Genomic DNA, 21525 nt, shown 5'->3' with positions numbered 1-21525 from the left:
AACTATCAATAGCGCTTTATTGCCGCTACTAACGGACCCCTATGATCTCACTAAAACAGCTTCATTATGCCTTAGCGGTAGAAAAAACATTACACTTTAAGAAAGCCGCAGATGTTTGTAATGTTTCTCAGTCGGCCTTAAGTACAGCCATTATTGAGTTAGAAAAACAACTGGGTACGACAATATTTGAACGCAATAATAAGCAGGTATTGATCACCAGTTCTGGTCAGTTAATTTTGAATAAAGCTAAGGCGGTGAAGATAGAGCTAGATGAGCTAATGCAAATATCTCGGGCTAATAAACAGCCATTTAGCAATGCCATGACAATTGGCGTTATTCCTACCATAGGGCCATACCTTTTACCGAAAGTGCTACCTGAGTTAAGACGGCAACAACCAAATTTCAAATTAAAAATAATCGAGGAACAGTCGCATGTGCTGGTTGATATGGTCAGAAATGGCGATATAGATGCCGCAATTTTGGCCTTACCTTACCCAATAGAGGGCTTAATGAGTTTTGATTTTTGGCAAGAAGATTTTTATTGGGTGAGTCATAAAGATGAATGTCCGAGCCAACTAAAAGAAATTACCAGCGAAGAGCTAGAAATTGAAAAGTTAATGCTATTGAAAGATGGTCACTGCCTAAAAGACCATGCCTTAGCGGCTTGTAGTTTGCAAAATGACAAGCAAGACTCAGACTTTGATTCGGCAAGCTTACATACCTTAATTCAAATGGTTGCAGGCAAGCTTGGCACAACACTAGTGCCACAAATGGCATTAGATCAGTTAATTTATGATGAATCTGAAATTAGGGCGGTACACTTAAATGAACCAGGGCCACATCGCACTATTGCACTAATTATTCGGCCAAATTACGTTAGAACTAATGAACTCACCATATTGCGAGATATATTCAAGCAGCAACTAACGGAAAAGTGTTGTTAGCGGTAATTGAACATTGTTTATCTGTTTTTTAGAATAACTTTATTGATTTTATCTGATTTTCTGAATTACATAGTTAGGTAATAATGATTTTGCAGTTAAAAATTACCATCATATGAGGAACGAAATTATGAAAAATGTTATCGCGAGTCTTAAAACAGCTTTTAATTTTGACATAATTAAAAGCAATAAAGCTGTTAAGCAGCAGATACTAGAATGTAACTATACCAACAATTATTATGGCGATCAGCAATGCCAGTTTAAATCAGCTAAAAAATAGTCTTGGTTAAATAACCATTAGCTTTGATATTGCTTTAATAACCTAGTGATGCTGTTTTTAAACATAGTATTTGGTGTATTTATCGCAACACTATGTTGAGTAATGGCATGACCTAAATATAGGCTGTAAAGTTCATAAGCAACAGCGACACTGTCGGTATCGGCTTTGAGTTTTCCGTGCTCAACACAACGATTAATACGATGGGTTAAATAATCAATTAATCGGTTTTGTTGGCTAACCGTAAAGGTACGAACTTTAGAGTCAGGGCGGTTTTGAAATTCAACAACGGCTTTAATAAATGGGCAGCTGACTTGGTGTTCCGTAAACATTTCGCGAACCCAGTCAGCCCAATTTTCTAACAAAGCAATAACATGCTCTAAAGGGTTTTCACGCCATGCGGGTTGAATTACTCGTTTTCTAAATAATGCTTCGCCATATTCTAAAATGGCAATTTGCATATCTTCTTTATTTTCAAAATGTGAAATTACCCCTGTTCGCGACATATTACACAGCTTAGAAATAGTGCCAATGGTTATATCTGCTAAACCATATTGGCTGCTATATATAATGCTTTGTTTCAATATTTCGTTGCGGGTGCGTTCGCCTTTGTTCATTAAGAAGCTAAAACCTGACTAATATTTTCAATAACCTTAGTATCTCCTAAAATTTTTCGATGACCAAGCCCTTCTGTTGCTATTAAGGTATTTTTTTCTTGCTTTAAGTAGTGCTTAACATCATCAAATGGTGCAAACCTGTCATGGCGGTCGTGTATAAAAGTAATGTTTAGCGCTAGCTTATCTCTATGATTTTCAGCGGTTAGTTGTTGCCAAGTTTTACCATAGCTAAAACTGATACTTTCTAATACACGCTTAAGGAGCTTTCTCGAAATACCAACTTGCTCAACCTTTTGAAACATAAGTTCGAAAAACTTTATCGGTGATGAAATTAAGATGATTTTTTTATTCTCTAACATAGCTAAGGGTAGGTTAAGGGTCGCTATGGCTGCCATTGAATGGCCAATAATTGCCTGCACAGGTGTTTTTTCTTCGTTAAAGTGCTCAATAAGTAAGTTGAGTGTTTCAATAAAACTGAGTAAATGTGATTTCTTTCCTGATGATTTACCATGGCCAATATGGTCAATGGCGGCAATACAATAACCTTGCTCTATTAAAGGGGCAATCATGTGCTGAAAACTTTGACTATTATCTTCCCAACCATGGCTGACAATAATGATGTTAGGGCCACCACCAAAGATATTGACATGGGCAATGCCCATGGAAGTTAGAATATTAAGCTCACTCGTCGGTGATACCAATTCTGTGTTATATGAGCGACGGCCATAAGGACGCATTAATACCTTTTTGCCTAAAAAGGCGCTAAACCTAGGCGTTAATGTGCTTAGCCCACTGGTTAATCCACGTCCTATTGCTGCGAGCCCAAGTTTATTCGCGTTTTCATTAAAATAGCTAAACTTCATTTTATCAGTCCATTACATTATAAAGTACACTTGTTCTTTTATAATAGTTCGGTTGTTCTATTTTGTAAATAGTACAGTTGAACTATTGTTGTTTGAAAGGTATGCGGTTAGGTTATGGTTTTATAAACTTATATTATTTGTTTAAATAGGTGTTTATCTGCCGTTGGCATGTTCTAATAGGGTGTTAGTCACTTTAAGTCTTTGAATAAATAGATATGTTACAAACTTTTCAACTTACTGAATCCGTCAATGCATTACTTAAGCAAAGTCAGTTACCTGCGTCTTTAACAATCGAGCAATGTGCTAAAGCGCTTGCAATGAGTATGACGTCATTTCGTCGAAAATTAGCGCAAGAAGAAACTAGTTATAAATTGATTCAAAATAAATTTTTGAATGAACTTTGTGTACAAGCCTTACTCACCAAACAGGCTAATATTGACGAACTCTCAGGTAGGTTAGGTTACTCTGAACGTGCAACATTTGAGCGTGCATTTAAGCAAAAGTTTGGCACCACAGCGTCGCAATTTCGTGAACTCGCCTTGGTAAATAATGTTGAAAGTAGTTACCAAAAACTAACGGAAGTGGCGCAGAGTATTCCACCTATGTCTGATAGTTGCCAGCAACTGTTAGAAGAGCAAGATAATGGCAATTTAGATATTCAACGCGTGATCACGATAGTAAATAGAGATGCCATTTTTTCTGGGCGATTGTTAGGCCAGGCAAGTAAAGCAATCTATGGTAAAACACCGAAAAATCTACAAGAAGCTATCAGTCGAAATTTAGGCGTTGGCACTGTGGTAAATTTCGCAATTATTTACGCCATGAAAGACGCTTTACAAAATCATGTTGACGAAAAAATAATTTCACAGTACAGCCATGCCTTTATGTTGGCTCCTAAGTTGTTTCAATGCTTAAGAAAGTCGTTAAAACGTGAAGTAAAGTTTGATATTGCGCAGGTTGAACAAGTATTGGTCTTTGCGTTATTGGGAATATTTTTATTAAGTCATAAATCAACATATAAGCATGAATTGATGCTGCATTCGTTATATGGCATCGATGATTTGCAGTTTTTAAATCGACATATAAAAGAAGTGATGGGGATCAGTATTTTTTCTGCATCTTCATTAATGTTGTCATTGTGGCACATTGACGCGACCTTAGTTAAACAGTTAAGTCATTTAGAGAAAGTGAGCCAGCAGCAAATTAAAAGTAGTAGCCAGGATGAACTGATACTGTTTATGTTGTCTTGTTTATATTATGCCGCAACACAAAATGCCGATTATAGTGCGCTTGAACAAAAGGCTGAGTTACTTGGAATAGCTGACTTTACTATGCTAAGAGACGTCATGATGTCGAAATAATTTAATTTTATTGTGTTAGCACACTGTAATGATATTTATGATGATATGAACTTTCCCGGCCGCTAACAGATTTGGGGGCTGGTTATTAGCCGAGAAAGTCATAAATATGGAGGAATCAAATTAGTGAATCCATTTGCGTTGGCGAGCAACAAGTAAACCTAGTCCGATAGCGAACAAAACTAACATTGAAGGCTCTGGTACTGCAGTCGCAGGTTTTAACGAAACTTGTCTTAGCGAAACGTTGTCGATTAATCCACCTAAAGTGTTTTGTTTACCGTATGAGCCAAAGCTTAAATCCATTGATTGGGCTTGTGCAGTAAAAGTGGTCGACTGTAATGACCAATTCGGCGTTAAGCTACGTGTGCTATCTGTACTAAAATCAGCAAGCATATTTACATCAAAGTCTAGTGCTGAGTCATACCAAAAAACATTAATGCCGTTATCATTGGCGTTATTAGTACGTGGCTTATAATAAAACTCTAGTAGATAATTAGCACCAATCGTTAATGAGTCAAGGGTTTGGGTCATAACAGCATTTGACGCCCCTCGTGGATGAGAGTCTAATTCAATATGATGTGAACCGTCTTGCGAATGTGTTACAACATTTTTTTGCAATTCAATACCGTTACCATAACTTGTTTCCCAACCAGGTAAGTATGAAAATACATCCCATGCACGATTTTTATGATTAAAATCTAGTAAGTTTGTGTTGTGAACCAAGCCGCTAGATTGTGAGTTATCAGCAAATGTTAGTTGTTCAAAGCTACCATTAGTTATAAGTGAGGCGTTGCTGAATGCACTAAATGTGCCTAACGCAATTAGCACAACAGATAATTTTGCTTTCTTGATAAAAAACTTCATACAACACCCTCCAACTCAAACACTTAAGATGTTGATTATTATATGGAGGGCCTAGTGATGATAATATGGCTAAACTGTCCAAAATGATTGTTTGAACAGTTTATCGGGTAAGTTTTTTGTTTTAAGGAAAAGTTAACTCGCTTGAGCTTTGGCTGTAACAACAGTGTTACCGGGTAAACGTTTGTTAAATTCTTTCTGTAATAAAAAGAAACTAAGCGTGGCTTGTATGCAAACTGTTGAAACAGAAATGTACCAAAGTTGCTCAATGGCAAAATCATTCTGTTGCGATAGCCAAAGTGCTGGGAAAATAAAGCTCAATAAACGCGTTGCAGTACTTAGCAATGCCGGCCATGTATTCCCTAAAGATTGAAACATGCCCGAACAAGTAAATACCAAACCAGACGGGACGAAATTCCAACATATAATTTGCAAAAACGCGGCGCTGATCACTATCACTTGTTTGTCGTTAGAAAAACCTTGCAGTAAAAATTCGGCTTGCCATAAACACACGAATGTTAGAAGCGCCATTAGTGAGCAAGTCATCATTGCAGAGTATTTGAATGTTTCTTTTACCCGTTGATAGTTTTTTGCTCCAAAATTTTGGCCGGCGATGGCGGGTGCAGCAAAAGCAATCGCCATGGCAGGTAAAAAGAGTGATTGCATAACCCTTGAACCTAAACCAAATGCTGCTTGCGCATCAGGCCCAAATTGTTGAATAAGCCAGTAAATGGTTGCCATGTATAAAAACATGAGGAAAAATTCGCCGCCAGCAGGTAGGCCAATAGCAAGAAGTTTTTTTATACATGCAGCATCAAACTGCCAAAGAGAAAAGTTAACGCTGACGTATTTTTCTGTGGTTTTAAAGTAATAGACCAACAAGCCAACGGCAAAAATAACCGAAATTGAACTTGCTAAGCCTGCGCCAGCAATACCCATTGCATAGCCAGTTCCCCAACCTGCAATTAATATTGGCGATAGTATGATATTGATTAAAATCGACAGCATTTGAATGACCATAGTCGGTTTAACAATACCGGTACCACGCAGCGCAGCGCTAATTGAAACCATCAAAAATTGTAGCGCCATACAAGGGATAAACCAGTGTAAATAGTCTAGGCCCATGGCAACAGTGCCAACATCTTGTGAGACAGAGTTAAGGTAATTCTCCGCACCGAAGTAGCCAATAATACAAACAATCACACCGATAACACTTGATAGCATCATTGATTGATTAAAAATACTATTCGCTTTTTCTTGCTCTTTCTCGCCTACAGCATGAGAAATCAGTGTTGCTGTGCCGACATTAATAACCTGTGTTAACGCGAAAATTAAAAACATGGCATTGCCGGCCAAGCTTAAGCCGGCTAGTGCTGTAGCGCCTAATTTGCCGACAAAATATAGATCAACGAGAAAATAAAGGGTTTGTACAAACATACCAAACATCATTGGCATTGCCATAGTAATTAAGTGCTTCGGTATTGAGCCCTGTGTTAAATCTTTCATTTGCTTGAATTCCATTTGCAACGAATTGAAATGTCACTAATTTGTTGTAGTGCATTGCGTAATTTTATTTAGGGCCGCTAGCATAACGTACTTATCTCAATAGGTAACTCGTTTTCCGCCCTTAGCGTAATTGTTAGAAAATGTTCGTTAGGTGTAAGTGGGCCTTACATTATCAACACACTTTGTAAATATTAATCATCGGCCGAGAACATACAATAGCCTTATTGAAATGGTTTACTTAATAGGAAATAACATGAAAACACTAATAGCGATGATCTTTGTTACAACTTTGGCGGCATGCTCTTCGGTGGCCATACAGCCTCAAGCAACAGGCGTACGGTTAACTCACAATGAACCGGGTAAAGAGTGTACATTTTTAGGAGATGTTACCGGTAGTCAAGGCGATTTTTTTACCGGGGCGTTTACTTCAAATGCTGATTTAGAAACTGGTGCTCGTAATGATATTAAAAATAAAGCCAAGCAACTTGGTGGCGATACGGTATATATTCTAACGCAACGAGCAGGGCAAACAGGGCATTTTGATGATGATTTTGGTGGTGGTAGCCAACAAACTAACGTTACTTTATCGGGTAATGTTTATAAATGTGCTAACTAACTTAAAATCGGGATAAGCGAAATGCTACAACAGCGCTATTAAAGCTCATTTCTGCGCTGTTCAAGTTACCAATAACGTGTAATGGGGACACTTAAACGCCTTGAACTAAACATAAATACCACGAGTGTATACTGATGATACTTTGAAATATTTATGTTGTTTATTCTCATTATCCCGAGTTCAGGTTAACTAAATTTAAAAATAATAGTGACGTTAGTGGCTAGGTAATATCTAGCCACTAACTAAATAGAGACGCCACAAGGCTAGATGTTGTTATCGGCTAAGATTAAATGCTATGAACTATGTTACTTAACTGCTGGCGTTGCTGCTTCAGTAACTTAAACATCTGTAATTGGTTCTTAGCTCTTGCTAAATTATGCTTTGAATGCTGAACGTGAAAGTATTTGTCACCATCAAGGTAATCTGTTAAAAACCGCACGGCCATCATAAAGGGGATTAGTAAAGCGCCAACAACCAGGCTTTCTTTTTCCACATTGTTAATAGTGTCATTAAGGGTTGTTATATAGCCTTTAGCTAGGGCTTCGAAAATATCTAGTCTTATGTTCATTTGTTCTATTTCAATACCATCTTCTGGCAAGTTAGAACAACAAGTACGCACCATGTCACCGAAGTCATGCATTAAATAGCCCGGCATGCAGGTATCAAGGTCGATCACCGCCATGGCTTGATGTGTTTTAGTATTAAAAAGTAAATTATTAATTTTTGTGTCGTTGTGAGTTACCTTAATTGGTAGGCTAGTGACTAACTCTGCCACCTCATTGATAAAGCTTTGCTCGGTAAAACACTGGTCGATGATAGTTTGGCAATCTGCGCTTCGTTGTGCATTGTCAGCTTCAGTGGCATAAGCCAATTGTTGCAATCTATGCGCTAAGTGATGAAAGTTTGGAATAATTTCAGCTAAATTTTGACTTGGAAAGTCGCTTAATGCGGCACTAAATTGCGCAAATGCTGTGGCAGCTTTTTCTGCTTGTAGGCAAGTTTCTACCACGTCAATTGAACAGCTATTAGGGATAAACTCTATGGCACGCCAGTAGTCGTTACCAAGTTGCAAAAGCGAGCTGCTTTCTGTGTTCGTTAGTTGGCCAATTGTTGCTAATGGATACTTACCAAGCGCTTTTTTTGCGAGTAAGTGTTGGTTAATTAAGTCGGCATTTTGTGTTACTTGCCAAGGCTTTTTAAATACATGGCTATTTATACGCTGCAATACAAAGCGCTTATTATCTGACGTTATTAAGTAGGTGTCATTAATTAAACCATTACCTAAAGGTGTTATGGCATAATTTAATGGAGATACTTGGTAATGTTCTACAACGTTGTCGATAATTTGATTTTGCTTGCTAGCCAGTAAACTGTTGTTCATAAATAACACTTAATTTGTTTGTAAGACGAAATAGGGGAAGAAAATAGCTGGTCAATTTTATGATTAACCCAAGTAGCATCAGCGGCATAAGTTACCCCAAACCAGTCATCGTCAGAAGTTAATACATTAACACTTACTTGCTGTTGATTTAGTTGACTCATCACAACATTGGGTAAGTAACATTCAATATTTTCAGCAGACGTTGCGGTTAGCGTTTTGATGAGTTCTTGCTCGATTGCAGAAAATATACTGGAGTCAAAAGCCCAAAGATTCATGGAAACTAACGAGTTTTCAAGTAAATCAATTGATTGATTTTTACTGCTATCTTGCCCAGATATCACGAGGTTATTATGACCACTCTTTATGTGGATATTTTCAATTTCTGTAATTTTTGTTAATTGCATCTCTTGATTAAATTTGCAAAGACCTCGGTTAACACCACCATGTTGAGAAAGCGTTTTTTGAACTAAGTATGCCACCATAGCGTATTGCGGTAATTCACTTTTAGCGTCAATTGCTTGATGTTGTTGCAGTAAACTAAAAGCCTTTTTGCCGTAGTAGTCATCGGCATTAATAACGACAAATGGATTGTTAATAAACTCTTTTGCGCACCAAAGTGCATGCGCTGTACCTAGTGGTTTAGTTCTTGATGTAGGTATAGAACACTTTTCTGGTAACGAAGTTAACACTTGAATAGCAATATCTACCGTAAGTGACTTTGGTAGCCGGCTAATAACCTCTTGCTCTAATTGCTGCTTCTGCTGAGCCTGAGTAATAAAAATTACATGATTAAAACCAGCAGCTAGCGCATGAATTAAATTGTATTCCATCAGGGTTTTCGCTTGCGTTCCAAAGCAAGCGAATTGCTTAGCACCACCAAAACGAGTACCGTTCCCTGCGGCTAAAATAACTATGGTTTTTAATTGCGTCATATTATCGTTTGTTCTGTACTACTTTTTACTAAGAAATAATGCCGAGCGGCTTGGCTTGTTGCCATACGCCGCGTGTAAAGTCAGGAATATCCTTCGAATTACTTCTATCGGTAACCGAGTCTGCACTTAACGGAGTAATAGCAGACCATGCTGCGGCGTCATAAACGTCTTGATCTAATGCTTCTCCGTTTCGTAAACAGTAAACCATACGCCAAAGCATGAGGAAATCCATACCGCCATGGCCACCATTACGTTGTGCTTCTTGGCCCATCGCGAGCCATAATGGATGATCATATTCTGCTTGCCACTTAGTTATATCTTTATCCCAGCGATGAAAACTTGGCGCTCTAGGTTTTGTGCCTTGCTTTCCTGTTGCTTGCCATGCTTTAAGATGTTCTTGATAGCTTTGCTCATTTTGTTCAGCAATAACACTTGGCACATTTTCTAAGGCAATACGATTAGGGAAACCCGCAAAAACCCCGTTGGTACCTTGAATGTAATTATGTCGTGAATACGGTCTTGGTGTGGTGGTATCATGTTGAACCATAATGCTACGGCCAAGCTTGGTTTTAATAAGCGTGGTATTCATATCACCGGCAATATAATTTAACTGATTTCTTTCATGACTGGCTGGAAACTCACGTTTAGCGTATGCTTTTCGCCCCAGCGCCGGTGAACTGGTAGACGTTAAATAGTCAAAACGATCGCCACGGTTAATATTCATATACTGAGAAACCGGTCCTAAACCATGTGTTGGGTATAAATTACCGTTAGTTTTGGTATGCCAGTACGTACGCCAAGAGCCTGTTTTATATTCAATTTCCTTCATTTGCCAACGCAATTCATGAATATAGGCCGCTTCACCGTGAAGCAGTTCACCAAATAAGCCTTGACGTACCATGTTCAGCACCATGAGTTCATCGCGGCCATAGCAAACATTTTCCATCATCATGCAATTTTTTTGTGTGCGTTCAGCGGTGTTAACTAATTGCCAACATTCTTCAATAGTGGTTGCGGCAGGTACTTCGACAAAAGCATGCTTACCACTTTCCATGGTTTCTACACACATAGGAGTATGCCAAGCCCAAGGTGTTGAGATAATAACAATATCAATATCTTGACGATTTAACATTTCTCGATAGGCATGATCTGAACCCGTATAGCGATCAGGGCGAGGTAAGTTCTTTTCAACGACATAGTTAATAGAGCGGTCTAATACCAGTGGGTTAGTATCACAAATAGCTTTTATTTCTACACCTTCGATATGACAATAGTGTTTTACGTGGCCGGAGCCGCGTTCACCGACACCAATAAAACCGATGCGTACAACGTCCATTTTTGGAACGATTAAGCCCATTACCGATTTGCCCTGAGCTTTTAAGGTTGTAGAATTTTGTGAATTTGATGTCGCACAGCCACTTGCAACTCCTGCGGCTGTGACGGCTGCAACCGACTTTAAAAAATTACGGCGATCATTGCTGCTCATTAAAACTTACCCTGTCTATTATTTTTATGATTAATAATTTACGTGACAGCGTTGTCAGATGCAAGCCTAGGTAATTAGTACACCATAAATTTTAATAAAGAGGGGACTTATCTATAAGTATTAACTTGCGTTGAGAATAGGGATTCTTAAGGTTTCTCTTTTCAATAAGCTTTCTGCAACTTCAGCTGGCACTTGGTAAAATTCATTCACATATTCTTGCGCGTTTAAATACTCACGAATTTGCTTTTTCACTTTGCACGGGTTCATACATTTTAATGAAAATACAACGGAATAATCACCGGGAGTGTTTTGAGATATTTGCTTGGCATAATCTTCAGGATCTTTAGGTGTACAGCCAATTCTTACAACGTCACTAAAAAATGAGTGCGTCATCACGTAGACGTTGCCATAGGAAATATCGTTGCTTTGCGAGTCTTGTTCAGTATTTTCCATTACGTAATAACCTAAGTTAATGATTAATTTAGCTGTTTTATAAGTATTGCAAAATCCAACTATAATGCAACAGCGACGTTATTATACTAAAAACAATAATAAAAGCAGTATTATGATTTAACCGATAACAATTAGTAACCATTCTGGATATTCATTCTATCGCTGTATCTGCGTACTGTGGATACTTACTCGTTAAGTTCGACTGCATGATGATGATAATTGGTGCTATAATCGCGCTCTTGTTTTGACTAGGCTACTTGAGCCTAATTCTCCTTGTAAAAACCTATAGAGGTAGTTAATGCCGTTTTCTCGACTTGGATTGTCTTCACCGATAGTCAATGCACTTACAGAGTTAGAATATACAACACCAACAGAGATTCAAAAGCAGGCAATACCTGTAGTGTTATCGGGTAAAAATGTAATTGCGGCAGCGCAAACGGGTACCGGAAAAACGGCAAGTTTTGTGTTACCCCTGTTGGAAAAACTGTGTGCCATTGAAAACGATGATGAACGAAAGTTACGCGGTAAACGTATACGAGCACTAATATTAACGCCAACACGTGAGCTGGCAATGCAAGTTGAAGCAAGCATTGCTCAGTATGGCAAATATTTAAATTTAACATCAATGGCAATGTATGGTGGCACTGAAATTGGGCCGCAAAAGCAGCAGTTAATTTGGGGCGTCGATATTCTCGTAGCAACGCCAGGGCGATTGCTTGATATGGCGCATCAGCGCGCCGTACATTTTGACCAACTTGAAGCCTTAGTGCTAGATGAAGCCGATAGAATGTTAGACATGGGTTTTATTGATGATATTAATAAAATTATTGAACGCTTGCCGTCGCAGCGTCAAAACCTATTATTTTCAGCGACCATATCTAATGATGTTAGAGCGCTTGCCAAGCGAACAATATCTGATGCAGAAGAAATTTCGGTCGTTAAAAATAATGCTTCTAAACCTAAAATTGAGCAATGGTTAGTTACTGTCGATAAAACTAATAAGTCGGCGCTATTAAGCTTTTTAATTAAAGAGCAGCAATGGCAGCAAGCGTTAATTTTTATTGAAACCAAACACGGCGCTGCCAAGTTAGTTAGTCAACTGGAAAAGCGCGGTATAAAAGCTGAGTGTATTCATAGTGGTAGAACACAAGCGATTAGAGAGCAAATATTGTCGGACTTTAAATCAGGGAAAATAAACTTTCTTGTTGCAACGGGGATTGCTGCCCGTGGTATTGATATTGGTGAATTGACGCGGGTTGTAAATTACGACTTACCAGATAAAGCTGATGACTATATTCACCGTATTGGTCGAACAGGCCGCGCCGGGCAAAGTGGTGTCGCGGTTTCATTTGTTGCCAAAGATAACTTTAGAAATTTGTGTGCTATAGAAAGCCGTTTAGGCCATATTATTGAGCGTAGAGAGTTTGCAGAGTTTCCGGTTAAAAAGGTCGTTCCGATATCCATTTTGAACTACGTGCCTAAAAACAAGCGACCGTAATTCAATATTAATGGCGTGTTTTTAAATCTAAGTCAGCAGTGTTAGAATATTTGCTGATGTTTGCGCTAATAATACGCATAAACAAGTTAATAAATTAATAGGAATATAAATGAATCCAATTATTGCAATTTTAAAAGAACACAACGTGAGTGACGAGCGAACTAAAGAAGTATTTCAAGCGTTGACAGAAAATCCATTGATGGCAATGGCGACCGTGCAACAATTAGGTATTCCGCAAGAAAAGCTGCAATCAATGATGATGCTGTTAATGCAAAACCCGGCATTAATTAAAGAAGCTGTCGACGAGTTAGGCTTAGATTTTAGCAAAGTTGAAGCTGCTAAGGCGGCATTAAATAAGTAACTCGTGATACTTCACTGCGTAAAAGCCTTTTACCCAGTTTTAAATGCCTATTGAGGGAGCCTATTTTTTATTAGGCTCCTGTAATTCATATATAAACTCATAGTTAGTACAGCCAAATTTCTCACCATTTACGGTAAAACAATTAGGCTGGTAAGATTTAGCCTTAAAGCCTTGCTTTATTAATACAGCTGCTGATGCAGGGTTATTATCTAAAACTTGTGCGTTTAACTTACTAAGTGCAAGGTCGTTGCTTGCCACTTTAATCAAATTAGAAAGGCAAAAACTAGCGAAACCTTTGCCAATACAATTTTTTGCTACTCGATAACCAACAGAGCCGCTATGCTTTTTAGCACATATGTTTTTAAGGTTGCCGCGTGCAACAATAGCGTTGTTGGCAATAAGTACTCCTGAGTAACTATGCCCTTGCTTTGCACTAGCCATACAATCGAAGATATGTTGCTTGATATTACTTCGACTGTAAAAATCCTCGCCCCTTGAAGCTATCAAAGATTCAAACCAAATTCTATTTTCTAATTCAAATTGAAATAGTTGCTCTAAATGCTCGCATGACAGGGCTTGAAATTTCATAGATTTAGCCTCTCTCAACGATACTTTGCTGCGGTAATAAATTCGCCAAAAGCCTCACACCAAACGATTACGGTATTAAATTGAGATAGTTCAACGTCAGTACCAACTTTAACTATAAAGTTATCGAAAGTTTTAACATCGCCAACAAGTTTCATAGTGGACTTTAGTTGTTCAAATTCAACCTCTGTTTCAACAAATGTCGGTGATAAATAAAGTCGATATTCTGGGCCAGGGGCAAGCTCTCCTAATAAGGTTATATAATTTTGATTAAGTGCAACTTCTCCATCACCCCAATGGAGTGCATCGCTGTCTTGTAAATCTCGAATAAATTCAGTTTTATATTCTGTTTTAAGAGAAACCGCTTTGATATCAGCTTCGCTAGGTGCAGTAGGTGCGGAAAGTATTGGCAGTGTATAAATACCAATGGCAAACCCGAAAGCTAGTACAGCAAGGTGGGTAAAAGTGAGAAATACTATTTTTTGAATTTTCATCATACACGATTATATTTTTCTATGCCTTTATAAAAGGCTGATAATATTGGTTAAATACGCGGCAGAACGCAACCGAGTAACTGTAAAAGTAATATTGAATTGTCACTTATTCGCTATTTAATACACTTAATATCCAGTCATGGTAATTTGACACTCTAACTTGATAAGCGATAGTTCCATACAAACCACCTCTAAAAGTAGATATATCGCCATGTGCTAATTGCCAGCTTGATAAACCGACAAGATAAGGAATATTTTCTTGGAATATAACAGAAGCACCACCACTATCTCCTGAACCGTGCATTCCTTCAAGTGCTAGAGCATTCTCGGGTTCGTCAAATTTAAATGTTAACCAGTTACCTTGTGAACTTTCAATAATGTTTTGAAATTGATTCATCAGGCGAAGTGGTTTGGTTGCTAGGTCTTCGCCTGTTAAGCCATTACCTGTAGCACCTTTACCATAAACAGTGATCGTTCTGCCTTTCTCATCTGTCCCTTTGTATATGCTGATTGGTTTAATATCGCTTACCACTGTAGTTAGCTTGAGTAGTGCAATATCACTTCTAGATTTAAAAAAGTTCATTAAAGGTGCTAAATCACCTTTTAGCAAGCGTTGATCTGGCTCGGAATAATCCGGATGTATATGTACACTTTCTATTTTATAAGTTTTTGAACCTATGGTTATCGCTTTACCAACATAATTATAAAAAATAGTGTGTGCGACGGTCAAAATCCACTGTGAATTAATTAATACTCCGTGACCTTCATGAGGCATATCAATTAAGAATTCGGGAGCTTTATTTACAACGTAATTTTCCGAAGGAGTATCATGGCGCTTCACAACCGCATTGCAAGAGAGTGAGTAAAAACAAAAGATTAGTAAAGTCCAAATTCTCATATGATGCTCAGATTCATTAGTAAAAGCTAATGCCCATTAAAGGGCAAATATTGTCGGATAATACAAGCGTCGTGGTGAGGAAAGTTATGCGTTTGATAGCAAAATAAGTAACAGCCTTGCTGTTACTCGACGCGAATAGTGGCTTTAATTATTTTTACTTCTTTTTTGGTTCTACCGGAGCGGCTACCTAAGGCCTCTATTGCAGGTAATGTGGTTTCTAAACCGTCAACAACTTCACCAAATATAGTGTGCTTTCCGTCTAACCAAGGTGTTGGTACGAATGTAAGGAAGAATTGACTACCATCGGTATTAGGGCCAGCGTTAGCCATACTCAATAAGCCTGGCTTGTCGTGGGTTAAGGTACCTTCAAATTCGCCGGCATATTTATAACCTGGGTTGCCTCTACCATTGCCTAATGGGTCACCACCTTGTGCCATAAATTGGTTGATCACTCGGTGAAAAATTAAGTCGTCGTAAAAGCCTAAATTAGTTAGGTAAATTGTACTTGTGGCATGCATAGGTGCGGTTTTAGGGAATAGCTCTACAACTAATTTGCCTTCGCTGGTTTCTAAATCCCAAAAATATTTTGCTTCTGGATTGAATTGAGCCATTTCAGGCTTTTCAAGTGTGGTTTTCCAGTCAGTCTTTGTTTTATCAATTTTTTGAGTTTCAATAAAACTATTAACTGACTCTATTGCAGGGTCTGGTTTTGAGCAGCCAACCACAGCGGTTAAAGTAGCAGCAACTATATATGTTTTTATTGATGAAAATCTTGCTTTCAATTTCCTCTTCCTTTTCAGTATTTTCGGCCGATATATTTATATTTGTTAGCGGCAGTCGGGAGTAATATGAGTAGCCGACAGAATAGAGAATAATTAGGCGTTGTTCAACTTGAAATTCAATAGCTTAAATATGCATAAGGTGTAGCTTAAGCTCTCGCAGCCTAAGCACTCCATATGCAAAGGGACCCTTTAAGGCGTAAGTAAAGTGCAGCCAAGTAACTTAAAATTGCACTGGAAGGACGTTTTAACAATTCAACTACACTATTTGAATATCAGGATTGCAAAGTTGTTCAATATGCTCAATTTTACGCTCTAGTGTTTGTAAGCTAAATGGTTTGAGAATAAAGTCGGTTACATCGCTGGTGATAATTGCTTGAATTTGCTTTTTTTCATCTTCGCATGAAATCATTAACACAGGTAGCTCAGCTAACTTTTTGCTGCATCGTATAGATTTGAGTAATTGTTTGCCATCCATTCTAGGCATATGAAAGTCAGTGATCACCAAGTCATAGCGTTTTTTATTAAGTAGGTTGAGCGCTTGTAACCCGTCTGCGGCTTCGTCAATATCAGTATGACCAAGGCTTCTTAGCATATGCAGCATAACGTGTCGCATTGACACCATATCATCGACGACTATTATTTTCATTGTTGCGATTCCTTTTGCAATCTTGATTAAGTATTAAACCAACTAGGTCAATCATATAAATCCATTATTTAACGTTTAGCATGTTTTTCGTACACTTCAAGTTTAATTGCTTGTTTTTTATATACAGTTTGTAAGTTAGTTTGTTTTATTTTTAATGACTCCGCTATAAATATCGGCGCGCAGGTTACTTAACGGTGCTCGGCTATTTAGTCGAACTTGGCTACTTTTTACTTCAACACCTAAATCATTTAAAAGTTGCAAGTAATTAGGGATAGCGTAACTTCCAGAAAATTTAGTCAATAAACTACTAAAAATGTTGCTTTGGCTTAGTTCATCAAGTTTTTCTACAATTTCAGGCGTGTTTAAATAAGTGTCAAAACAGCATGACTGTAACTGCTTTAAAGCTATGTCTAGAGAATAAGGTTTATTGGTAATTTTAGCTTGCTTTCTGAGGGCAATATCAGCTTGTAGCCAATATAAAGCACCGCTCCAGTATATGCGCATGTAATTGCGGTTGCTCGCTATGTTATCGCTAACATAATCTAATGTTTGATGGCGATAGTTTTGCTGTTTATTGCCACGTTCAAAGCCATTATAAAGTTTTTGCCACATAGTTTGTTCATTGAACATACCGATTCGCGCCTGGGTAATGTTTTGATAGTAGCTTGCTAAACCTTCTGAAAACCATCTTGAATCTCCAGCGTCAAAGGGGATCAGTAAATGGCTAAATTCATGATAAATTGTCCAGTCAGCCTTTAATGCTTTAAGACTGCTGCGAGGGTTAACTACCAACAAAACCTCAGGTGGTGAGTGACGGTTTACTTCACCCCAAGGTACAACGCTTGTACCTCGGTTGCTGGTTTTAACTACCGTTACAAAGTTATTAACGGGTAATTTGCCGTACACTAAGCGTAAAGCCTGCGCGGCATGGTCAACCCAGTTTTTGATGTCTGCTCTTTTGTTTTTTGGAAAGTTCTTATCAAATATTATTCGTGACGATGTCGTGGACTTATGCTGTTGTGCATTGATAGTCTTTTGCTCTGCTACGGCAGTGGAGTTAGTTGCTGTTGAACCGTCAGCATAGCAACTAAAAGTAAAGCTGCTTAAAATTGAATAGCATAATACGACTTTTATTAAGCTGGTTTTCTGTATGTTTAATGTAAAACGCTTCATTTTTTATGGTTAATTGTCAGCAAAAGACTCGTTTAATAATTGCACTAATTAAAATATATATAGAGTCTTTATTGCTAATTTTCTGTAACAACTAATTGCAATAGCTTAATTTTCAATAATTACTATTCGTAAATTAGCTGCTATTTATGCTATGGTGCTGCTTTAAAAAATTTAACTCGTTAAAGGACTAACAATGAAAAAAATCAATTCATTCTATTTTATTTTCTTTCTACTTCTCAGTGCATTTAGCCAATTCAGCTTAGCTAAAAACATTAGTGACCAGGACGTTAAACAGTATATGGCGTTATCTGGAGTTGACTCAGCACTTAACGGCATTCCTGCACAAATGGGGGCTATGGGCCAACAAATGCAAATGACCGCAAAAGATCCAGCAGAAGCGCAAAAAGTTATGCAATTGTTAGAGTCTTCTTGGCAGCAACAAGAAGCTGAGCAGATTGTTGCAAATCATATTAAAACTAAGTTTACAGCAACCGAAATGCAAAGCTTATTAACTTGGTTGAATAGTGATTTGGCGCGCAGAATTAAATCATCAGAAGCAAAAGCGTCGGCGGCCAACTTTAACCAAGAATTTATGCAATATATGGCGCAGTTGCAATCAACGCCGCCAACAGCTGAACGTGTAAAAGCGATCAGAACATTTGTTGAAACAACCGATATGATTGATCACACGGTTGAAATTGTAATGTCGGTTGCCAAAGGCACAATTAAAGGTCTAAAAGTGGCTAACCCACAAGATGATGTTGATGAAGAAGCTGTTATGACGCAACTTAGCCAAATGGAAGCTATGATGAGACCAGCGTTAGAGCAACAAATGATTATGGTTTCTTACTATATTTATGATTCATTAACTGATCAAGAAATTGAACAATACAGCCAGTTTTATCAGCAACCGCTTGGTAAAAAAGAATTAACAGTAATGTATGACGGTATTGGCCAAGCACTAACGAACTGGTCTACTCAAGCTTTTAGCAATATTGCGGCGGAATTTGCAGAATAATACTATTAACTCGCAATAAATCGACGGTATAGTACGAGATAAAGCTATCTATCTATATTGATTACAACTATTCATTTCAAAGCCTGCTTGTCTAACAAGTAGGCTTTTTTTGTCCCATTTAGTCTGAAAACCGAACGACTAAAAGGCGAATTGAACCTTAACCTTTTATCTTTCGTATAAACCAAAATAGTAACTCTGTTCTGATTATATGATTATAAATATTTTGGGTTTTCAAATATGCTGGTTTGGCTTGGTTTTATTCGGTAATAGCTTTGTGCCAATCGCCATTAGTTTATTGGTCATTCATTTGATTTTTCTCTCGAAGGGAGAAAACGAACTATTGCTTGTGGCAACGATTGTTTGTGTAGGCGGCTTGGTCGACTCGTTGTTAGCACTAAGTGCTATTTTTGTATTCAGTTCAAGTTTATTCATCCCTTTATGGCTGATTGTGTTGTGGGCATGTTTCGCTAGCACCATAACGCATAGCTTATCTTTTCTTAAAAAGTGGCCTTTATTACAAGTGGTTGCTGGACTTTTTATTACGCCTTTGAGCTATATTGCTGGCAATAAACTTAATGTGGTCGAATTTAGTTATTCACCGCTCATTACTTATTTAATGCTGGGTGTTATTTGGAGTGTATTGCTGTTGTTATTTTTTAGATTAGAGTTTTTGTTGATTCAGGAGAATGACGATGCGATTTAAGCTTTTAATCATCTTGATTTTGTTCTTTTTGATTTCAAATAACGCATTTGCCAATAATAATGCTCTCAAAGATAACTTTTTTAGTATTGAGTTAGTAAAGAAAAGTGTTGCTTTAGAGTTGGTTGGGAAAGCTAAATTTTCATTTTTATTTTGGGATATTTACCAGAGTCAATTGCAAACATCAACGGGGGATTTTCCAGTTGATGCTGAAAAAGACAGCGTCCTTTATGAAATACAATATTTGGTCGATATTACTCAAGAAAATTTGATTAAGAGCACGATAGAGCAATGGCAACACTTAGGTATTAGTGCCAATGTTTATCAGAAATACATTACCGAACTCTCCGCAATATGGCCTGATATTAGTGAAGGGGATACTTTAGCACTGTTCGTGCAAGCGGATCATAGTCGCTTTTATTTTAATGGTGAATATATTGGCAAAATTGTTGAGTCAGCATTTGCTGCTGATTTTTTAGCTATTTGGTTGTCAGAGAAAACCAGCGAACCGAAATTGAGACAGCAACTGTTAGGAGAGGTTAATGATGAGTAAAGCAATAAAGAAATGTTTAAGTATTTTTATTTCGCTTCTTATTTCAAGTTGTTCTGTGCAATTGGAAGATTACCAGCAAAGTAAGGAGCCATTTAGTATTAAAAGCTATTTTAACGGAAACGTTATTGCTTGGGGAATGGTTCAGGATTACGGCAATGAAGTAAAAAGGCGCTTTTGCGTCGAAATTGAAGGTAGTTGGCAGGATAATAGCGGTGTTTTGGCTGAAACCTTTTATTTTGATGATGGCGAGGTAACGTATCGCAACTGGCAATTAAGTTTAATGCCGGATGGCCGTTATCAAGGTACTGCAGAAGATGTTGTCGGTATCGCAATGGGTAAACACAAAGGTTTTGCGTTCCAATTTCAGTATCAACTTTTACTTAACCTAGATAATGAAACATACCAAGTTAGTATGGATGATTGGATGTACCAAATAGATCAACATAAAGTCATGAATACAACTTCTATGTCAAAATTTGGTGTTGAAGTTGCAAAAATCACACTGTTTTTTGATAAGGAGTCACCGAATAAACGTTGTAACTTTATTGCTGCTTAATTAAGTTATTTAAAGCGGCATCAAGTGTTGGGTATTTAAACGTAAAACCAGTGTTTACCAGCTTTTGGGGGATAACATTTTGGCCAAATAGTAGTAAGTCAGCCATCTCTCCAAATAGCGCTTTCAGGATAAAGCTAGGCGTAGTAAAAACACTAGGGCGATATAAAGTACGAGCTAAAGTTTTGGCAAATTCTTGGTTGCTAACAGCATGTTCTGACGTAATATTAATGGCACCAGCGAGGGTTTGCGTATTCATGATATGGAGTATCGCTGCCACCATATCTTCAATATGAATCCAAGACATAAATTGCTGGCCAGACGCTATTTTACCGCCTATGCCCAACTTAAATGGTAGTAACATTTTTGCTAGCGCACCGCCATGTGTGTCAAGCACAATGCCGGTTCGTAAAAGGGCAACTCGGGTTTGGGCTGATGCCGCCTCTAATGCAACTTGCTCCCATTTCTTACAAACATCATGAGTGAATTCTTGGTGATAATTTGTGTAGCTTTCATCAATTTTTTCATTACCTTGCCGACCATAAATACCAATAGCACTGCCTGAAATAAAGACTTTCGGTGGCGTGTTAGCATTTTTAATCAATTCAGCGAGTTGTGTTGTTATCTGCCAACGACTAAGACAAATTTTCTGTTTTTGTGTATCGCTCCAGCGCCTATCGGCAATGGGTTCGCCAGCAAGGTTGATAACGACTTCGTGATTATCTATGTTTTTCTGAGAAAGTGATTCAATTAAGTTCACGCCGATAGGTAACTTTCGAGCAGATTTAACGCTATCTCGAGTGAGTACTGTAATGTGATTTTTTGTTTGAATTAAACTGCCAATTAAGTGTTGCCCAATCAAACCACTGCCACCCGTAATAAGAATATTCATAACCAGTACCACCTTATTTGCATGTTTTTTTCAGTATAAATTTTAAATGGATTAACACCATTAATACGTATGGATTTTGGC

Annotated in this window: 25 protein-coding genes; 10 read left to right on the top strand and 15 right to left on the bottom strand. The window is 37.9% G+C overall.

Features of this window, described 5'->3' with window-relative positions; genetic code table 11:
- The first annotated feature begins 41 nt into the window (after nucleotides 1-41).
- Together AC27HL_RS13475 and AC27HL_RS13470 are read left to right on the top strand one after the other, a co-directional pair.
- Nucleotides 42-944: a LysR substrate-binding domain-containing protein gene (locus AC27HL_RS13475; protein WP_487081570.1), complete on the top strand. Its 903-nt coding sequence runs from the start codon at nucleotides 42-44 to the stop codon at nucleotides 942-944.
- 127 nt (nucleotides 945-1071) lie between these two features.
- Nucleotides 1072-1221 (top strand): hypothetical protein, encoded by a 150-nt coding sequence (locus AC27HL_RS13470; RefSeq protein ID WP_487081569.1) that lies wholly within the window; start codon nucleotides 1072-1074, stop codon nucleotides 1219-1221.
- A 17-nt stretch (nucleotides 1222-1238) separates the two neighbouring features.
- Here AC27HL_RS13470 and AC27HL_RS13465 read toward each other — a convergent pair whose 3' ends face one another.
- Nucleotides 1239-1835 carry a TetR/AcrR family transcriptional regulator gene (locus tag AC27HL_RS13465; RefSeq protein WP_487081568.1) on the bottom strand — a complete coding sequence of 199 codons (597 nt, stop codon included), beginning with the start codon at nucleotides 1833-1835 and terminating at the stop codon, nucleotides 1239-1241.
- A complete protein-coding gene (locus AC27HL_RS13460) occupies nucleotides 1835-2698 on the bottom strand; it encodes an alpha/beta hydrolase (protein ID WP_487081567.1) in 864 nt (287 codons plus the stop codon). Before AC27HL_RS13460 ends, AC27HL_RS13465 begins: the two co-directional genes overlap by 1 nt.
- A 215-nt stretch (nucleotides 2699-2913) precedes the next feature.
- Between AC27HL_RS13460 and AC27HL_RS13455 the strand changes: the two genes are divergently transcribed.
- Entirely contained in the window at nucleotides 2914-4059 is a 1146-nt protein-coding gene (locus AC27HL_RS13455; protein WP_487081566.1) for a helix-turn-helix domain-containing protein, read from the top strand.
- Nucleotides 4060-4179: 120 nt separating this feature from the next.
- Here AC27HL_RS13455 and AC27HL_RS13450 read toward each other — a convergent pair whose 3' ends face one another.
- Together AC27HL_RS13450 and AC27HL_RS13445 are read right to left on the bottom strand one after the other, a co-directional pair.
- The gene (locus AC27HL_RS13450; protein WP_487081565.1) at nucleotides 4180-4920 is read right to left on the bottom strand and encodes a PEP-CTERM sorting domain-containing protein; all 741 of its coding nucleotides are present in this window, start codon (nucleotides 4918-4920) and stop codon (nucleotides 4180-4182) included.
- A gap of 132 nt (nucleotides 4921-5052) precedes the next feature.
- The gene (locus tag AC27HL_RS13445) at nucleotides 5053-6423 is read right to left on the bottom strand and encodes an MATE family efflux transporter (protein WP_487081564.1); all 1371 of its coding nucleotides are present in this window, start codon (nucleotides 6421-6423) and stop codon (nucleotides 5053-5055) included.
- Nucleotides 6424-6676: 253 nt separating this feature from the next.
- On the opposite strand from AC27HL_RS13445, the gene AC27HL_RS13440 reads away from it, so the two are divergent.
- A complete protein-coding gene (locus AC27HL_RS13440) occupies nucleotides 6677-7039 on the top strand; it encodes a DUF4156 domain-containing protein (RefSeq protein ID WP_487081563.1) in 363 nt (120 codons plus the stop codon).
- Between the two features lie 286 nt (nucleotides 7040-7325).
- Here AC27HL_RS13440 and AC27HL_RS13435 read toward each other — a convergent pair whose 3' ends face one another.
- From AC27HL_RS13435 to AC27HL_RS13420, 4 genes are all read right to left on the bottom strand, one after another.
- Nucleotides 7326-8420: a phosphotransferase enzyme family protein gene (locus AC27HL_RS13435; RefSeq protein WP_487081562.1), complete on the bottom strand. Its 1095-nt coding sequence runs from the start codon at nucleotides 8418-8420 to the stop codon at nucleotides 7326-7328.
- Nucleotides 8417-9352 (bottom strand): sugar phosphate nucleotidyltransferase, encoded by a 936-nt coding sequence (locus AC27HL_RS13430; RefSeq protein WP_487081561.1) that lies wholly within the window; start codon nucleotides 9350-9352, stop codon nucleotides 8417-8419. Before AC27HL_RS13430 ends, AC27HL_RS13435 begins: the two co-directional genes overlap by 4 nt.
- Before the next feature lie 28 nt (nucleotides 9353-9380).
- On the bottom strand, nucleotides 9381-10838 hold the full coding sequence (locus AC27HL_RS13425) for a Gfo/Idh/MocA family protein (RefSeq protein WP_487081560.1): 1458 nt from the start codon (nucleotides 10836-10838) through the stop codon (nucleotides 9381-9383).
- A gap of 120 nt (nucleotides 10839-10958) precedes the next feature.
- The gene (locus AC27HL_RS13420; protein ID WP_487081559.1) at nucleotides 10959-11291 is read right to left on the bottom strand and encodes a GIY-YIG nuclease family protein; all 333 of its coding nucleotides are present in this window, start codon (nucleotides 11289-11291) and stop codon (nucleotides 10959-10961) included.
- Between the two features lie 298 nt (nucleotides 11292-11589).
- Between AC27HL_RS13420 and AC27HL_RS13415 the strand changes: the two genes are divergently transcribed.
- Together AC27HL_RS13415 and AC27HL_RS13410 are read left to right on the top strand one after the other, a co-directional pair.
- A complete protein-coding gene (locus tag AC27HL_RS13415) occupies nucleotides 11590-12789 on the top strand; it encodes a DEAD/DEAH box helicase (RefSeq protein WP_487081558.1) in 1200 nt (399 codons plus the stop codon).
- 109 nt (nucleotides 12790-12898) lie between these two features.
- A complete protein-coding gene (locus tag AC27HL_RS13410) occupies nucleotides 12899-13150 on the top strand; it encodes a DUF2999 family protein (RefSeq protein WP_487081557.1) in 252 nt (83 codons plus the stop codon).
- Between the two features lie 60 nt (nucleotides 13151-13210).
- On the opposite strand, the gene AC27HL_RS13405 is transcribed toward AC27HL_RS13410, so the two are convergent.
- The 6 genes from AC27HL_RS13405 to AC27HL_RS13380 form a co-directional block, all read right to left on the bottom strand.
- The gene (locus AC27HL_RS13405) at nucleotides 13211-13738 is read right to left on the bottom strand and encodes a GNAT family N-acetyltransferase (RefSeq protein ID WP_487081556.1); all 528 of its coding nucleotides are present in this window, start codon (nucleotides 13736-13738) and stop codon (nucleotides 13211-13213) included.
- Between the two features lie 14 nt (nucleotides 13739-13752).
- Nucleotides 13753-14232: a DM13 domain-containing protein gene (locus AC27HL_RS13400; protein WP_487081555.1), complete on the bottom strand. Its 480-nt coding sequence runs from the start codon at nucleotides 14230-14232 to the stop codon at nucleotides 13753-13755.
- A 103-nt stretch (nucleotides 14233-14335) separates the two neighbouring features.
- Nucleotides 14336-15127, bottom strand: a complete 792-nt coding sequence (locus AC27HL_RS13395) for a trypsin-like serine protease (RefSeq protein ID WP_487081554.1) — start codon at nucleotides 15125-15127, stop codon at nucleotides 14336-14338.
- Between the two features lie 122 nt (nucleotides 15128-15249).
- Nucleotides 15250-15909 (bottom strand): peptidylprolyl isomerase, encoded by a 660-nt coding sequence (locus AC27HL_RS13390; RefSeq protein ID WP_487081553.1) that lies wholly within the window; start codon nucleotides 15907-15909, stop codon nucleotides 15250-15252.
- Nucleotides 15910-16165: 256 nt separating this feature from the next.
- A complete protein-coding gene (locus AC27HL_RS13385) occupies nucleotides 16166-16555 on the bottom strand; it encodes a response regulator (RefSeq protein WP_487081552.1) in 390 nt (129 codons plus the stop codon).
- A gap of 135 nt (nucleotides 16556-16690) precedes the next feature.
- The gene (locus AC27HL_RS13380) at nucleotides 16691-17728 is read right to left on the bottom strand and encodes a M61 family metallopeptidase (RefSeq protein ID WP_487081551.1); all 1038 of its coding nucleotides are present in this window, start codon (nucleotides 17726-17728) and stop codon (nucleotides 16691-16693) included.
- A 193-nt stretch (nucleotides 17729-17921) separates the two neighbouring features.
- Between AC27HL_RS13380 and AC27HL_RS13375 the strand changes: the two genes are divergently transcribed.
- The 4 genes from AC27HL_RS13375 (at nucleotide 17922) to AC27HL_RS13360 (ending at nucleotide 20555) form a co-directional block, all read left to right on the top strand.
- Nucleotides 17922-18746 carry a DUF2059 domain-containing protein gene (locus AC27HL_RS13375; protein ID WP_487081550.1) on the top strand — a complete coding sequence of 275 codons (825 nt, stop codon included), beginning with the start codon at nucleotides 17922-17924 and terminating at the stop codon, nucleotides 18744-18746.
- 208 nt (nucleotides 18747-18954) lie between these two features.
- On the top strand, nucleotides 18955-19449 hold the full coding sequence (locus AC27HL_RS13370) for a DUF2878 domain-containing protein (RefSeq protein WP_487081549.1): 495 nt from the start codon (nucleotides 18955-18957) through the stop codon (nucleotides 19447-19449).
- Nucleotides 19439-19999: a chalcone isomerase family protein gene (locus AC27HL_RS13365; RefSeq protein WP_487081547.1), complete on the top strand. Its 561-nt coding sequence runs from the start codon at nucleotides 19439-19441 to the stop codon at nucleotides 19997-19999. The genes AC27HL_RS13370 and AC27HL_RS13365 overlap by 11 nt, the downstream gene beginning before the upstream one ends.
- Entirely contained in the window at nucleotides 19989-20555 is a 567-nt protein-coding gene (locus AC27HL_RS13360; RefSeq protein WP_487081545.1) for a DUF3833 domain-containing protein, read from the top strand. The genes AC27HL_RS13365 and AC27HL_RS13360 overlap by 11 nt, the downstream gene beginning before the upstream one ends.
- Here the strand turns inward: AC27HL_RS13360 and AC27HL_RS13355 are convergent.
- On the bottom strand, nucleotides 20542-21444 hold the full coding sequence (locus AC27HL_RS13355) for a TIGR01777 family oxidoreductase (RefSeq protein WP_487081543.1): 903 nt from the start codon (nucleotides 21442-21444) through the stop codon (nucleotides 20542-20544). The genes AC27HL_RS13360 and AC27HL_RS13355 overlap by 14 nt on opposite strands.
- Nucleotides 21445-21525 lie beyond the last annotated feature (81 nt).

Source organism: Colwellia aquaemaris (assembly GCF_057548755.1).
The sequence above is the reverse complement of the archived record's forward strand: the minus strand, read 5'-3'. Positions and strand labels throughout refer to the sequence as shown.

Excerpts from the sequence above, each read along its gene's own strand:
- AC27HL_RS13420 (WP_487081559.1), bottom strand. The coding sequence starts at position 11,291 with ATGGAAAATACTGAACAAGACTCGCAAAGCAACGATATTTCCTATGGC.
- AC27HL_RS13475 (WP_487081570.1), top strand. The coding sequence starts at position 42 with ATGATCTCACTAAAACAGCTTCATTATGCCTTAGCGGTAGAAAAAACA.
- AC27HL_RS13435 (WP_487081562.1), bottom strand. The coding sequence starts at position 8,420 with ATGAACAACAGTTTACTGGCTAGCAAGCAAAATCAAATTATCGACAAC.
- AC27HL_RS13360 (WP_487081545.1), top strand. The coding sequence starts at position 19,989 with ATGATGAGTAAAGCAATAAAGAAATGTTTAAGTATTTTTATTTCGCTT.
- AC27HL_RS13455 (WP_487081566.1), top strand. The coding sequence starts at position 2,914 with ATGTTACAAACTTTTCAACTTACTGAATCCGTCAATGCATTACTTAAG.
- AC27HL_RS13410 (WP_487081557.1), top strand. The coding sequence starts at position 12,899 with ATGAATCCAATTATTGCAATTTTAAAAGAACACAACGTGAGTGACGAG.
- AC27HL_RS13450 (WP_487081565.1), bottom strand. The coding sequence starts at position 4,920 with ATGAAGTTTTTTATCAAGAAAGCAAAATTATCTGTTGTGCTAATTGCG.
- AC27HL_RS13470 (WP_487081569.1), top strand. The coding sequence starts at position 1,072 with ATGAAAAATGTTATCGCGAGTCTTAAAACAGCTTTTAATTTTGACATA.
- AC27HL_RS13380 (WP_487081551.1), bottom strand. The coding sequence starts at position 17,728 with ATGAAGCGTTTTACATTAAACATACAGAAAACCAGCTTAATAAAAGTC.
- AC27HL_RS13365 (WP_487081547.1), top strand. The coding sequence starts at position 19,439 with ATGCGATTTAAGCTTTTAATCATCTTGATTTTGTTCTTTTTGATTTCA.
- AC27HL_RS13385 (WP_487081552.1), bottom strand. The coding sequence starts at position 16,555 with ATGAAAATAATAGTCGTCGATGATATGGTGTCAATGCGACACGTTATG.
- AC27HL_RS13440 (WP_487081563.1), top strand. The coding sequence starts at position 6,677 with ATGAAAACACTAATAGCGATGATCTTTGTTACAACTTTGGCGGCATGC.
- AC27HL_RS13370 (WP_487081549.1), top strand. The coding sequence starts at position 18,955 with ATGATTATAAATATTTTGGGTTTTCAAATATGCTGGTTTGGCTTGGTT.
- AC27HL_RS13465 (WP_487081568.1), bottom strand. The coding sequence starts at position 1,835 with ATGAACAAAGGCGAACGCACCCGCAACGAAATATTGAAACAAAGCATT.
- AC27HL_RS13355 (WP_487081543.1), bottom strand. The coding sequence starts at position 21,444 with ATGAATATTCTTATTACGGGTGGCAGTGGTTTGATTGGGCAACACTTA.
- AC27HL_RS13405 (WP_487081556.1), bottom strand. The coding sequence starts at position 13,738 with ATGAAATTTCAAGCCCTGTCATGCGAGCATTTAGAGCAACTATTTCAA.
- AC27HL_RS13395 (WP_487081554.1), bottom strand. The coding sequence starts at position 15,127 with ATGAGAATTTGGACTTTACTAATCTTTTGTTTTTACTCACTCTCTTGC.
- AC27HL_RS13425 (WP_487081560.1), bottom strand. The coding sequence starts at position 10,838 with ATGAGCAGCAATGATCGCCGTAATTTTTTAAAGTCGGTTGCAGCCGTC.
- AC27HL_RS13415 (WP_487081558.1), top strand. The coding sequence starts at position 11,590 with ATGCCGTTTTCTCGACTTGGATTGTCTTCACCGATAGTCAATGCACTT.
- AC27HL_RS13375 (WP_487081550.1), top strand. The coding sequence starts at position 17,922 with ATGAAAAAAATCAATTCATTCTATTTTATTTTCTTTCTACTTCTCAGT.
- AC27HL_RS13400 (WP_487081555.1), bottom strand. The coding sequence starts at position 14,232 with ATGATGAAAATTCAAAAAATAGTATTTCTCACTTTTACCCACCTTGCT.
- AC27HL_RS13445 (WP_487081564.1), bottom strand. The coding sequence starts at position 6,423 with ATGAAAGATTTAACACAGGGCTCAATACCGAAGCACTTAATTACTATG.
- AC27HL_RS13430 (WP_487081561.1), bottom strand. The coding sequence starts at position 9,352 with ATGACGCAATTAAAAACCATAGTTATTTTAGCCGCAGGGAACGGTACT.
- AC27HL_RS13460 (WP_487081567.1), bottom strand. The coding sequence starts at position 2,698 with ATGAAGTTTAGCTATTTTAATGAAAACGCGAATAAACTTGGGCTCGCA.